Here is a 13,288-nt window from a genome sequence, read left to right on the forward strand (position 1 = left end):
GTGCGCTTCGCCCGCCGGCAATATTGTCTAGTGTCGCCTTACTTCCCGACAATATTTCTATTGTAATATCGGTAACTGGGCTGGCGCTCCAAAGATCTTCTGATGCGCTCGTTCTCAGAAGCTTGAAAACATGCTAGGTTTCGCCGGCTACAGAGGGGGAAACCAATGCCACGCATCGCAAATCTTTACTTCAAGACCGCCATCATTTTTCTGATCGCCGGCATCACGATCGGCCTTCACATGTCGATTTCAGGTAATCACGCACCGACCGGGGCCCATGCCCACGCCAACCTGCTCGGCTGGGTCACCATGGCGCTCTTCGGCGTTTACCACGCGCTCAATCCACACAAGGCCGAGAAGCGCCTGGCGATGATCCAATACGTCGTCTACACCTTCGGCGTCGCGGTGCTGATCCCATCGCTTTATCTGCTGCTTTCCGGAAACACGGTGATGGAACCGATTGTCGCCATTTCCTCGCTCATCGCCTTCGCCGGCGTGCTGATGTTCGCCGTCATCATCTTCTCGGGCAGCGAGGCTTCGAATCCGGCTGGCGTCTCCCGGGCGAGGTGATCCAATCGGGATGGGGGAGGGGCGATGAGGCGCGGTGATCTTTACTTATCACCGCGGGACAGTGTTGCCCTCATAGGTACAGAACCGCTACGTCAGTCTAACTGCGCATGATTGCTCAAGCTGAATCAACGACCAGCTTGCGAGGCTGCAGCAGCGCCAAGGCTACCGTCGATGCAGCCAGGACAGCGGTGAGGGTCAATGGCCCAACGGCACCGTAGTGGTCGACGACATAGCCGCCGAAAACCGCCCCGATACTGATGGCCACCTGAAAAGAGACGACCATCAGGCTGCCTGCCGCCTCCAGAGCGTCGGGCGCACCGCGTGAAAGATTGGTCGGCAGAACCACCGGCGCCATGCCGAAGGCGAAGCCCCAAAGTGCAACGAGCGCGAACGCAATGCCACTATGAGCGCCTCCAATCACCAGAACGGCCGCCGCGAACGTCATCAGCGCGGCGGTAACCGCGAGCGCCACGCCGATACTGGCGTCGGCCATTCGACCGCCGGCAACATTGCCGATCACAGAGGCGATGCCAAAGCCAAGCAGCGCCAGGGCGATCGATCTGGTGTCAAGGGCCGTCACCTGTTCGAGGAAGGGACGCACATAAACCGAGCCGGCGAAATGCCCCGTCATCAACAAGAGGATGGCAAGCATTCCCAATTGAATGCCGCGCCGCCTTGTCAGCCGAAAAACGTCGGCGAGACTGTTGCTTGTACTTGCAGGCAGTGTTGGCAAGCTGAGCACCTGCAGCAGCATGGCGATCGCGGCAAGCCCGGCGGTCATCGCCATCGCGCTGCGCCAGCCCAACCAGTCGCTGATCAAAGCGCCCATTGATGGTGCAGCTATCGTGGCGAGCGAGACGCCGAGGGTAACGATAGCCATGCCCCGACCTGTCGCATTCGCGCCGACCAGCCTCGCCACGACGGCAACTGAAAGCGCCCAGAAACCGCTAAGCGCAATGCCCAATCCGGCCCGGCCCAACAACAATAGCCAAAAATCTGCCGCCAACGCCGCAAGAATATTGGAGCCGATCGCCAACGCAGTGAGACCGACCAACACCGCCTTTCGGTTTAATTTGCCGATCAGAACATTGCTTAATAGCGCCGTGACGGCGCCGACCGTTGCGGTAGCGGTGACGACCTGTCCCGCTGTTCCCTCAGAAATCCCGAGATCGCGCGCCATTGGCGTCAACAGGCCCGCCGGCAGGAACTCAGCCGATACCAGTGCAAAGCTCGTGGCCGCCATCGAAAGGACGGCAAACCAGGTCGCTGCCGACCATGCGGATTGCTCGGCGCTGCCGAGCTCAATTGTTGTATCGTCGAGCTGTGATGTTGTGTCCGTCATCAAAATATCTCCTACGTTCGGAGATTTCATAAACGAAGTTATCGGGACGATATGTGTCTTATTGTCCGAAATTCATGTCCGTTCGTCCGGAACTTGTGCGGCGCACAATCCCTGGCGAAACGCTGGTAACGCGCTTGAAGGCACGCGCGAAGGATGCCTCAGACTCATAGCCTAACCGGGAAGCCACTTCGGCAACCGACATGCCGCTTTGTCCCAACAACTCGCGGGCAAGCTGCATACGCAGACGGGCGAGGTAATGTGCCGCGCCTTCTCCCAGAATGGTGCTGAAGCGTTCGGCGAAGATCGAGCGAGACTGGCCCGCCACACCGGCGAGGCTTTCGAGGGTCCAATTATGGCCGGGATCCCGGTGCATGGCCGCCAAGACGCGACCGATGTGGGGATCGCGGATGGCGGCGAGCCAGCCGGTGGTCGAGGCTCCGCTGCAATTAACCCAGCAGCGGATAAGCCGCGCTGCGAGCAAATCCGCCATGCGTGATAGGACGGTCGCGCTCCCCATTTGTGGCTGTGTCGCCTCGGCCGACATAGCCGCCAGCAGCGGGCCAACAATCGGGTCATTGCCGGCCACATCGCAGCCCTTGATGATTGGTGGCATCAGAGCGATCAAGGGGTTGAGCGCATAGGCACCCAAGGCCATGGAGCCGCAGAAGAGGGTGCTGATCGCCCCCGTTCCTTCCCGCACCACTTCGCAGACATTGCTTCCCAACCTTGTTATCTGACAGCTTTCAAGCGAGTCGCCCTCAACATCTGGCGCGCTGGCCAGTCGATGCGCAATGCCTCGAGGCAGCAGCACCAGATCGCCATCATTTAACTCCTGCCATCCTTGGGTATCGGTATGAATCCAGCATGGACCCCGGCTAACGAAGTGAAAGCGAAGCAGTTGTTGTTGCGGAAACGCGATGCTCCAGGGATGTCTGAGTTCGCAGCGCCCGTAATTGACGCCACTCAAGCGAAAGTCTTGCAGGACTTCGCTTAGGGCATCCATTGGGATGTTTGACGGCGATGACGGTCGAGACGAATGGTCAAGCATTTCGCTAATTTAGGTGTCAACCGTCTGGCATTCAAGGAGGTGGCCTCGCCACGCGGCGGCTTGGCGTATCGTTTGCTCCCAGATTTCAATCTCCGGCATGATGCGCGATCGGCTCGGCATCAATCGGGTGCCGCCGCAGCGGTGAAGGGCCGGTCCGCTTTGGTTCCATAACGTTGACAATTTTCATCTTTACGTTGCGCTACTGCGCATTCGCCCGCGTCTCATGCCGATGAGATTTGACGAGCGCGATCTACAGCGGATGACCTAATCCTGATTGGCAGCCACCGGCAAGCTGCCTTCGTTCGAATGACGGGTCTCGGTATGCCGGGCGGCGGAGACGAGGCGGCGCTTTGCGCGGATGGCGTGCCATTGCTGGTCGATCAGGACGCCGATCAAGATTACGCCGCCCATGACGGCGAAATTCAGCGATGACGGGATACCAAGCAGGTTCACCAGATTCTGCAGTTCCTGGAGCAGGACCGTGCCGAGCACGACGCCGACGATCGAGCCCTCGCCGCCGCGGAGCGAAAAGCCGCCGAGCACGGCGGCGGCAATGGCATAGAGTTCGTAAAACTGACCATGGCTCGCCGGCGAGATCGAGCGTGTATACATGGCGAAATAAATCGCCGAAAGCGCCGTCAGCAGCCCGCAGATGACATAGGCCGACATGACCATGCGGCCGGTACGGATACCGGAATAGCGGGCCGCTTCCTCATTCTTCCCGATCGCATAGAGATAACGCCCGAAGACGGAGCGATGCAGCATGATCCACATGACCACGGCAATGATGACGAGCGCGATGAAGGTGTTCGGAACGCCGTAGAACCGCCCGGCCGTCAGGAATTCGAGGTCCGGGAAATTCTGGCCGAACGCAAAGCCCGCCGTTCCGTCGGCGGTGTAGAAGCGCGCTGCCCCACGATAAATCAAGAGGCCGCAGAGGGTAACGACGAAGGGCTGCAGGTTGAGCCGGGTGATCAGCCAGCCGTGGACGGCGCCGATGACCGCGCCAAGCGCGAGAATGAGCGGCAGCGCCAGCATCCATGACATATCCTGAACCGCGATGAAATCGACGAACAGCACGCCGAGAAGGGCGACCAGCGAGCCGACGGAAAGCTCGATACCGCCGGTGATGATGACAAAGGCCTGGCCGATCGACAGGATGCCGAACAGGCCGATCAGGTTTGCGGTGTTGGCCAGGTTGATCGGCAGCAGGAAGCGCGGATTGATGATGGCGACGACGATGCCGACGACGACGATCAAAAGCAGCAGTCCGAGATCTTTTTTGACCATTCGAGATCCATTCCCCGATATTTCTATATTGGCCGCGCCGCTATTTTACCCTTTTGCCGACCGCAAGCAAAAGCACGCTTTCCTGGCTGAATTCGTCCTCTTCCAATATGCCGGCGATCTGGCCCTCGTGCATGACGGCGATGCGGTCGGAAACGCCAATCACCTCCTCCATGTCGCTGGAGATCATCAGGATCGCCACCCCGGCATCGGCAAGCGCTCGCATGAGCCCGTAAATCTCGTTCTTGGCGCCGATATCGATGCCGCGCGTCGGCTCGTCGAAGATCATCACCCTCGGGCTCATCGACAGCCATTTGGCAAGCACCACCTTCTGCTGGTTGCCGCCGGACAGAGTACCGGTTCGCGTCGAAACCGAGGGCGCCTTGATCGCGAGTCGAAGGCGCTGCTTTTCGGCCGCCGCCGTCTCCCGTTCGGCAGAAAGCATGAAACGGCTGGAAAGCTTGGGAAGATCGGCAAGGGTGATGTTCTGGGCGATCGGGAAATCGAGAAGAATCCCGTTGCGCTTGCGATCCTCGGGCACCAGGAAAATGCCGCGAGCCACGGCGTCGCGGGCGGAACGGACGGAAATCTCCTGCCCATCCTGCAGGATGGCTCCGCCGTAGCTTCGGTCGATGCCGAAGAATACCCTTGCAAGCTCGGTGCGCCCCGACCCGACGAGGCCTGCAAGCCCCATGATTTCTCCATAGCGGATTTCCAGATCGACGGGACGGCCGGGATAGGCCTCGGTGCGCACGCCGCTTGCCTTCAGCGCAACCGAGCCGGGCGAGCGCTGCGGTTTTGCGGTTCGGGCCGCAAGCACCCGGCCGATCATCAGCTTGACCATCTGGTCGTGGCCGATGTCGTTCCTGGCGAGCGTGCCGACCAGCGTGCCGTCGCGCAGCACGACGACCCGGTCTGCGACGCGCTCGACCTCGTGAAGGCGATGCGAGATGAAAATGACGCTGATGCCGTCCGCTTTCAGCGACTTGATAATGCTCAGGAGCCGCTCGGTTTCGGCCAGCGGCAGGCTGGAAGTCGGTTCATCGAAAATGACGAGCCTGGCGTTGATGGACAGCGCCTTGGCGATTTCCACCATTTGCTGCTCGGCAAGGGAAAGCGACGCTACCGGCGTGTCGGCGGAGAAATGGGCCCCTACCCGCTTCAGGAGCGGTTTGACCATGTCTCGCAGCCGATCGCGATCGACGAGCTTGAAAGGTCCTGCCTTCAGCGGCTCGCGGCCGAGGAAGATATTGGCGGCAACGTCGAGATTGTCGAAGAGATTGAGTTCCTGGTGCACAAAGGCGATGCCGGATGAGATGCTCGATTCGACAGTCAGAGAACGAAGCTCCGCACCGTCGAGCAGGATCGTGCCCCGGTCGGGGGTGATCACGCCGCCGAGAATCTTCATCAATGTCGATTTTCCAGCGCCGTTCTCACCGACAAGGCCGATGACCTCCCCCGGCATGATGTCGATCGATAGACTCTCGAGCGCAACGACGCCCGGATAGGTCTTGCCGACCCCGGAAAGCGACAGGAACGGCGTTGCAGGCGCGTCCGGTGACGGAATGTCGGAGCTATGGTTCATCGCCTGTCCATGGCTGCTGATGCGGTCGGCATGAAACGTACTCGCGGCAGCGGCAAGCGCCGCCGCCGCGAAGGAGGGTTACTTTCCAGCCATGGCCTTCAGGCTGGCGGCATATTTGTCCACGTCATCCTTGCCGATGATCACCGTCGGGATGATGATCAAGCCGTTGCTGGGAACGCCTGATTTGTCGCCTTTGAGGTAGGCGGCCATCAGCTTCATGCCCTGATAGGCCCACTCGAACGGCTGCTGCACGACGGTCGCCGCGACCGTGCCTTCCTTGACGCCGCCGAGCGTGATCGGATCGTCGTCGAAGCCGACGACGGTGATCTGGCCGAGTTTGCCGGCGTCGCGCAGCGCCTCATAGATGCGCGGCGTATTGTAGGAATAGAAGCCGACCATGCAGGTGACGTCGGGGCTGGCCACCAGCGCGTCCTCGACGTTCTTCTTTGCACGCGTCTGGTCGATATCGTCGCCGCGTACGTCCGTCAGCTCGATCTTCGTGCCCTTCAGGCCGTCCTTCATGCCCTGGATGCGTTCCTTGGCATTATCGGCGCCGAGCAGGCCGACGAAGCCGATGCACTTGCCGCCGTCCGGCATCGCCTTCTTGGCGATCTCGGCGGCCTGCATGCCGGCGTCGACGTTGGATGAGCCGATATAGGCGACGCGGTTGGTCTTCGGTGCGTCGCTGTCGGTGGTGAAGAGTGCCGTCTGCGAACCGATCTTATTCAGGCCGTCCGTCTGGGTCTTGGGATCGACCGCGGAGACCATGATCCCCTTGACGCCGGCGCTGACAAGATCTTCCATGAGACGCTGCTGTATGGCGACAGCCGCCTGCTCAGGGTATTTAAGCTCCATCTGGTAATCCGGCATCTCGCTCTGCGCCTTCTTGACGCCGGCCTCTGCGGCTTTCCAGAAGTCGGACGCGCCGTTGACGACGAATGCAAGTGTCGGCTTGTCGGTGGCTTGCGATACGGCAGCCGGCGCCGCGCTCAGCATCAAACCGGCGAAGAACAGGGCTGCATTGCGTTTCAGCTGTTTCATAATACACCTCCCGAGGGGCCGCAGGCATGGGCCCGTTTTCGACTTACGGCCGGCCGGATGCGCCCCCTCCCAGGGCCGTCGCAAGGCGACGAGTGGCATTGGTTCCGATCGCTCCGTGACGGTATAGAAGAATTTTAATTAGTAAATAGTATTATCAATTCAGATCAAAACATTTGATCGTGAACGAAGCAGGGTGCAATTTTGCATTCGTATTGGTCCAGTAACTTCCGGGGTTACAGCAGTTGATGCAATTGCCAGCGCTTTCAGATAGATGCTAATAGTAATTACCAAAACGGTAAACCAAGGCGAGACAATTTCCGCGAATGCGACGACCCAAGAGCCAAAAAAGCCACAGGCCCGCCGTGGACAAGCCTGCCCGCGTGACGATGATGGATATCGCCGCGGCGGCTGGCTGCTCGCAGGCAGCCGTCTCCTTTGTTCTCAACGACACACCCGGCACCCGCATCTCGCAGCAGACCCGCGACCGCGTCTGGGAGGCAGCGCGCGCGCTCGGCTACACCGGGACGACTTATACGGCGAAGGCCTCTTATTCGGGGCTGGACAATGTGATCGGTTTTGCGGTCGATCAACTCGCCACCAGCCCAGAAGCGATCGTTGCGATCGAAGGCGCGCGGCAAGCGTCGTGGAATGCCGGCAATGTCCTTTTGGTTGCCCAGACGCTCAGTGACCCCGTAATGGAGCCGAAAGCCATCAAGGCGCTGACGAGCGGCGGCATATCGGCGCTGATCTATATGACGATCTATACCCGCCAGGTCGAGCTTCCTTCCTATATCGGCAAGCTCAACATCCCGACTGTGCTGCTGAATTGTTATACGGCGGACCATGCTTTTCCGGCGGTTGTGCCAAGCGAGATCGCGGGAGGGCAGAGCTCGACCCGGCATCTGCTCACGCACGGACACCATCGCATCGCGACGATCACCGGTGAAATCTGGATGCAGGCCGCGCAGGACCGGCTGACGGGGTATCGCCGCGCGCTGGCGACCGCCGATATACCCTTCGATCCGGAATTGGTCATTGAAGGCGACTGGTCGGCCGGCGCCGGCTATGCCGCCACGATGAAACTGCTTGCCCTGAAAGAGCCGCCGACCGCGATCTTCTGCCAGAACGACCGTACCGCCATCGGCTGCTACGAAGCGCTCAAGGATGCAGGACTTCGCATTCCCCAGGACATGTCGGTGGTGGGTTATGACGACGAGGAAATTTCTCGGCATCTCGTCCCCCCGCTAACCACGTCGGTCCTTCCACATCTTGCCATGGGGCAATGGGCGATCGAACATCTCACCCCGGACACGATGCCGGGCAAGCGTTATCCAATCGCCAAGCTCGAATGCTCGCTCGTCAAGCGTCATTCCGTCGCCGCGCCGCGGGCCGAGGCGCGGCAGTTGCTCGATGGTTTAAATGCCACGCCATAGGCGCCGAAAGGCCAGCGGCGCTGGCCAGAAATAGATCAGCGAAGGCCCTCACCTGTCGGTCGATCACCCGATGGCGAAGGCGATGCTGACCGCACGGTTTACGGCCGCCGCAAGTACCGACATGTGGGTCTGACCGGCATAAAGCTCGAATTCGGCACGCAATCCGTCTGCAGTGCCGTTTAGGCGCTCCGCCATCTCCTGCGCCAGGAGGATGGTCCGCTCCGTCTTCCTCTTCTCGAGGCGTATCGCGGCATCGTCGTTCCGATACTGAAAGGGCGCCAGCTCATCGCCTTCGTATTCTCCGGCCGACAAATGCAGGAAAGCCGCATGTCCCGGCATCGGTCGACGTTGCGCCTCATTGTTGAGGATTTCGCTGTTTTCCCAATAGATGCTTGGGCTTGCCGCAATCCAATTCGCAAACAGTCCCGGCCGTTCGAACAGAGCATAGAGCGTAAAGAGGCCGCCGAAGGAATGCCCGAAAAGCGATCGGCGCAGCGGATCCAGGCTCGCCATCTCGGCAATCCGCGCTATCAACTCGTTCTCGATGAAGTCCACCAGTTTACCGGTCCCTCCAATGACAACCGGAGGACCGCCCTCAACGAAGGGTGGATAGGATTTGACCGGCGGAGGACCGAGGTCCCAGGACCGGCGGAGCGCATCGTAGGGCTCGTCGGTTGGGTAGCCGATCGCCGCGATCACCCCCCAACTGATATTCGTACCCGTGGGATAAGGCGCCTGTGTCACCAGGCTGGCAACCGCGAAGGGAAATGTGGCGTTGCCGTCGGTCATCACGAGAAGAGGCCATCCTCCCGCCGGCGGTTTTTCCGCCGGAATGGACAGGAATATGCGATAGGGCTCGCCGCCTGCAGCCGGAGCCAGGTCGAAAAAACACGTTCCGGGCATTGAATAGGCGCTGACGGGATTGGTCATGAGGGCGTTTCTGATGTTTGCGTAAGAGGATGGCATAAGGAGAACTGTTGTGTCGCCTTAATCTATGATGACGTGCGGCACAAAACGCGACAGGTTGGCGGTTATGCGCGAGCGGTCTTCGCGAACGGCAAGGCCGCAGGCACGGTCGCCGACGACCCAGCTGCCGAGAACGGCGAAGCCGCCATCGCTTTCGAAAAGCGGGGCATAGGCCTGAACGACGAAGCCTTCCTCGCCGTAATCGCCGGGAGCGGACATTACTTCCTGACCATCCCGGAATATCGTGACGTTCTCACCTTCCCGCGACAGCAGCGGCTTGCGCACATAGTCGGTCAAGGCCGAGGCCGCCGGGTCGTCGGCAAAATAGCTGGGCAGCAGGTTGGGGTGATTGGGGTTGCGCTTCCAGAGCAGAGGCAGAAGCCCCTTGTTGGAAAGCACGGCCTTCCAGGCGGGCTCGATGAAAACATCGCCGGAGCGTGCGAGCTCGCGGGCGAACGGCTCGCGCAGCATGAATTCCCAAGGATATAGCTTGAAGCAGCGGTCGATCACCCGGTCCTGGAGGTCGGTGTAACGGCCCTGCGGATCGATGCCGATCTCGCGTATATCCAGAAGCTCGACGCGATGGCCGGCCTGCACGGCACAGTCCATCAGATAAACCGTCGTGCCGCGATCCTCCTCGTTGTCGGTCATCACAGCGAAGTGGAAGATCGGCCCTTTGGAAAATTGCTCGAACGCCTCGACCAGGCTTTCCTGCAAGGAATTGTACTGGTCCGCATCATCGGGCAAGACACCCAAAGCCATCTGGTCGGTCAGCCAGTTGAACTGGAAATAGGCCGTCTCGAACACTGAAGTCGGGGTATCGGCGTTGTATTCGAGCAATTTGGCGGGGCCGGTGCCGTCATAGGCAAGGTCGAACCGGCCGTAGAGATGCCGGTCGCGGCGCTGCCAGGAGCGCTGCACGACATCGCGCAGATCTTCCGGAATGGCCAGCCGGTCGAGCGCCTCTTCGCTTTCGACGATATCACCGACCATATCCATGCACATGTCGTGCAATTCCTGGCTCGGCTCTTCGATCCCAGTCTCGATCTCATCGAGCGTGAATGTATAGGCGGCATCGTCGAGCCAGTAGGGCTCGCCGTACATGACGTGAAAGCCGAAGCCGACGGCGCGCGCCTTGTCACGCCAGTCAGGACGGGCCGGAAGGGTGATGCGTTTCATGTCAACCGCCGAAACTGAACGACGAACGGCCACCGAAGCCTTGACGGGCGACCGTGCGAGTATTGACGTTGACCGGCTTGACACTCTGGCGCGAGGGCGCAGTCAGAGCGTCGTTGCCCGTGCCGCCTGAGCGAACTGTCGTTGTCACCGTCTGCCCCGAACGATTGCGATAAATCGGCGTCGAACCGTAGTAGTAGCCACTGTCGACCTGGCGCTGGCGATAAACATTGTAGTCGCCGATGTTGTTCAGCGCCGAGGACAGCATATAGCCCGCCAGGAACGGCATGAAGAAGCTGCCGCTTCCGCCGGTATTGTTGGGGACTGTATTGGCCGGCTGCTCCGTGCAATGGCCCGAGCCGTATTCGGCCTCGCAGGCGGCCATGCCGTTGAAACGCGGCGCGGTGGCGAGATGAGCCCGCATGGCGTCCTGATAGCTGGCCTGGCAAACCTGCCGGTCCATGCCGGATGCCACGCATTGGTCGACGGAGGTGAACATGACCTCCGAAGGAGTCTGCTCGCCGCACCCGGATAGCGCCAGGGTCGAGGCAGCGATCGTGCCGAGGGCCAGGAAAGGTCGTCTGTGCCCGCTCTTGCGTCTGCGCATCGTTGCCCCCCTCAATAGGTCATGCAGGCGGCATTGAGAATACCGATGACGAGTGCGATGCCGCCGCCCCATATGCCCGCGGCGATATTGTCGGCAGTGATCTTCTCATGCAGGTCCGTCATGGTGAAATTCGCGATGTAGTAAGCGAGGATCTGCGCCAGGATGCCTATCACCGCCCATATGATGTAATCGATGATGCTGACCGAATTGGCCGCGGCTGAAGCCAGAGGCAGGCTGAAACCGACAAGCGCGCCCAGGAATGCGGTAACGGCGGCAAGATTGCCGGCGCGAATGAGCTGGACCTCCGCTTGCGGCGTGAGCCACGTGTAAATCACCGAAAAAACGGTGAAGGCGCCCAGACCGACGGCGAAATAACCAAGGAAGGCAGGCAGACCCGCCACATAATCGAGCATTGAAAAACTCCTCCGTCAAAAATTGATATGGTGTCAGACGCGACGAACATCGGCTGGCGTGAGCCCATAGCCGATCAGAAATTCCACCGAGCTTCCCGCCTGGCTCTGCCCGAGATCGAGGTCGCGCTCGACATTGATCAGAAGCATTTCACGCGTTGAGCCGAGCGGGCGATAATACAACATGCAGGTCTGGTGAATGGAGCGCTGCTCTTCACCATCGTCGACCTTTTCGACAAACTCCACCAGTTGGGCGCGCTCCGGGCCTTCGCCCCAGAAGCGGCTATAGAGGATACCGTCGGCATCGTAAGATGGCTGGCCGATCAGGCCGTCCGGCCCGGTCCAGCGCCTCCATTCGCTTTGCCCGGCAGGCACGACGCTGTCCCAGGGCTGATAAAAGCTGATGTCGTCGACGGCATCCCCCGGCTGGCCCGACGTCGACATCACCTGGATCATCCGGTGGTCTTCATCGTAGTAACGCGACAGAACCGTCGCGGCATCGAGCGAAATCTCGCCGTAGCCGGCAATGATGAAGGGGCCGCTCAGCGGCAGCGGCATGGCCGGCTCGCCACTCAGGGCCTCGGCCTCGAGGGAGAGGAAATCGATTTCCAGTGCGCCGCCGACAGCGGCGCTCAAGGGGCCGAGTTCCCTGGGTAAGGGCTTTTCGTTCTTGTCTCTGCCAAACCAGCCGATCATGATACGTCTCCCATTCGAGCCCAAGCGATGGCGGCGGGATCTAGCCGCATTCCGCTGATGTAGTAAAGGATTTCGCCGCCTCGCATCAGCACCTCGTCGCGGCAGTTGAGGTCGGTGATGCCCTGGCTGAGCAAGCCCACCAGCGTCACGTTATGCTCACGCTTGAGGCTCAAAAACACGTCTCCATAGAGCAGCGGCCGTTGCAAAGTCGGGACCGGCAGGGAAAAGGCCGTGTCGGTAGAGGCGGCCGACAGCAGCCGTGCGGCGATCTCCGAAGAACCCGGATCCCGGGCTGCACGCGACAACAGCTCCTCGGCGAGCGAGCCCACCGCCTCGACGCGCGGCCTGAGTTGTTTGACCATCTGTGCTGTGCGGTCGTCGGCGAAATAAGCGACGATGTGGGCATTGGGCGCATGGTCTTCGGCAATCAGCACGGCGGCCAGCGTCTCGTCGTCATTTGCGCCGCGCGCGATGATTGCGCGCGCCTGGGCCACCCCGGCCCGCATCAGAGCGTCGGCATCGGAAAGCCGCTCGGTTCTGATATAGTCGGCGTAATCGCTGGCGGGATTTTCCGCCAGATCCTTGGCAACCAGAACGCTCATCGGTTCGTCGGCCTGCCGTTCTGCATGCAGCAGCCGCAGCGTCTGATGCGTCTGCCCATCCTGCCATCCCAAGACGATGATATGGCCGGTGCGTTCCCTATAGTCACCCAATCCGCGCATGCGGTTTCTCCAGATCGTGCCGATCGTTGTCAACAATTTGCCAAGAACGGCGGTGAAGATGGCGATGCCGCCGGGAAGAACGACGAGGACGGCAATAATGCGTCCAAGTCCCGATTTTGGGGAAAGATCTCCATAGCCGACGGTCGTTGCTGTCACCATATAGTAGTAAAGAAAATCGATCGGATTGCCGACGAGATCGCCTTCGCCGGCCAGCAAAAAGAGCAGGTATGAGGCGGCCAGATGGATCACGAGAAGAATAAAAAGGGCGGACCAGGCCAATTCGCTGAGCGAGAGATATACGCGCCGCAGTAATGAAGCGATAAATGGCACGCGATTCGCCCCCGTTCCCAGTGCGTAACCTAGCGAAATTTATTTAGCGCGCCACCCCTTTAAGTGGCATATCGA

At 60.3% G+C, this 13,288-nt stretch carries 13 protein-coding genes; 2 read left to right on the forward strand and 11 right to left on the reverse strand.

The annotated features are described in order from the left end of the window. Positions 1-165 precede the first annotated feature (165 nt). Positions 166-570, forward strand: a complete 405-nt coding sequence (locus tag FFM81_RS21820) for a hypothetical protein (protein ID WP_003572083.1) — start codon at positions 166-168, stop codon at positions 568-570. A 115-nt stretch (positions 571-685) separates the two neighbouring features. Here FFM81_RS21820 and FFM81_RS21825 read toward each other — a convergent pair whose 3' ends face one another. The 5 genes from FFM81_RS21825 to FFM81_RS21845 all read right to left on the reverse strand — a co-directional run bounded on the left by FFM81_RS21825 (position 686) and on the right by FFM81_RS21845 (position 6,873). Then, positions 686-1,912 carry an MFS transporter gene (locus tag FFM81_RS21825; protein ID WP_025417955.1) on the reverse strand — a complete coding sequence of 409 codons (1,227 nt, stop codon included), beginning with the start codon at positions 1,910-1,912 and terminating at the stop codon, positions 686-688. A 58-nt stretch (positions 1,913-1,970) separates the two neighbouring features. Continuing rightward, complete coding sequence (locus FFM81_RS21830; protein WP_025417954.1) at positions 1,971-2,960, reverse strand: AraC family transcriptional regulator; 990 nt, start codon at positions 2,958-2,960, stop codon at positions 1,971-1,973. A gap of 264 nt (positions 2,961-3,224) precedes the next feature. After that, positions 3,225-4,250 carry an ABC transporter permease gene (locus FFM81_RS21835; RefSeq protein ID WP_003572093.1) on the reverse strand — a complete coding sequence of 342 codons (1,026 nt, stop codon included), beginning with the start codon at positions 4,248-4,250 and terminating at the stop codon, positions 3,225-3,227. Positions 4,251-4,290: 40 nt separating this feature from the next. Next, positions 4,291-5,832 carry a sugar ABC transporter ATP-binding protein gene (locus FFM81_RS21840; protein ID WP_003572094.1) on the reverse strand — a complete coding sequence of 514 codons (1,542 nt, stop codon included), beginning with the start codon at positions 5,830-5,832 and terminating at the stop codon, positions 4,291-4,293. Positions 5,833-5,910: 78 nt separating this feature from the next. Then, positions 5,911-6,873, reverse strand: a complete 963-nt coding sequence (locus FFM81_RS21845; RefSeq protein WP_138384596.1) for a sugar-binding protein — start codon at positions 6,871-6,873, stop codon at positions 5,911-5,913. Between the two features lie 323 nt (positions 6,874-7,196). Here FFM81_RS21845 and FFM81_RS21850 point away from each other — a divergent pair, with 323 nt between their 5' ends. Next, positions 7,197-8,306 carry a LacI family DNA-binding transcriptional regulator gene (locus FFM81_RS21850; protein ID WP_037092666.1) on the forward strand — a complete coding sequence of 370 codons (1,110 nt, stop codon included), beginning with the start codon at positions 7,197-7,199 and terminating at the stop codon, positions 8,304-8,306. Between the two features lie 63 nt (positions 8,307-8,369). On the opposite strand, the gene FFM81_RS21855 is transcribed toward FFM81_RS21850, so the two are convergent. From FFM81_RS21855 to FFM81_RS21880, 6 genes are read right to left on the reverse strand one after another with little or no spacing between them, the layout of a single operon-like run. Beyond that, entirely contained in the window at positions 8,370-9,236 is an 867-nt protein-coding gene (locus tag FFM81_RS21855) for an alpha/beta hydrolase (protein ID WP_025417951.1), read from the reverse strand. A gap of 57 nt (positions 9,237-9,293) precedes the next feature. Then, entirely contained in the window at positions 9,294-10,451 is a 1,158-nt protein-coding gene (locus FFM81_RS21860) for a glutathionylspermidine synthase family protein (protein WP_003572102.1), read from the reverse strand. 1 nt (position 10,452) lies between these two features. Further along, the gene (locus tag FFM81_RS21865) at positions 10,453-11,055 is read right to left on the reverse strand and encodes a DUF1190 domain-containing protein (protein ID WP_003572103.1); all 603 of its coding nucleotides are present in this window, start codon (positions 11,053-11,055) and stop codon (positions 10,453-10,455) included. Between the two features lie 11 nt (positions 11,056-11,066). After that, the gene (locus tag FFM81_RS21870; RefSeq protein WP_003572104.1) at positions 11,067-11,468 is read right to left on the reverse strand and encodes a DUF350 domain-containing protein; all 402 of its coding nucleotides are present in this window, start codon (positions 11,466-11,468) and stop codon (positions 11,067-11,069) included. Between the two features lie 33 nt (positions 11,469-11,501). Then, positions 11,502-12,161 carry a YjfK family protein gene (locus tag FFM81_RS21875; protein ID WP_003572105.1) on the reverse strand — a complete coding sequence of 220 codons (660 nt, stop codon included), beginning with the start codon at positions 12,159-12,161 and terminating at the stop codon, positions 11,502-11,504. Beyond that, positions 12,158-13,213, reverse strand: coding sequence for an ion channel (locus FFM81_RS21880; protein WP_025417949.1), 1,056 nt, complete (start codon positions 13,211-13,213; stop codon positions 12,158-12,160). Before FFM81_RS21880 ends, FFM81_RS21875 begins: the two co-directional genes overlap by 4 nt. Positions 13,214-13,288 lie beyond the last annotated feature (75 nt).

It is taken from the genome of Rhizobium hidalgonense, from assembly GCF_005862185.2.
Classification (GTDB): Bacteria; Pseudomonadota; Alphaproteobacteria; order Rhizobiales; family Rhizobiaceae; genus Rhizobium; species Rhizobium hidalgonense.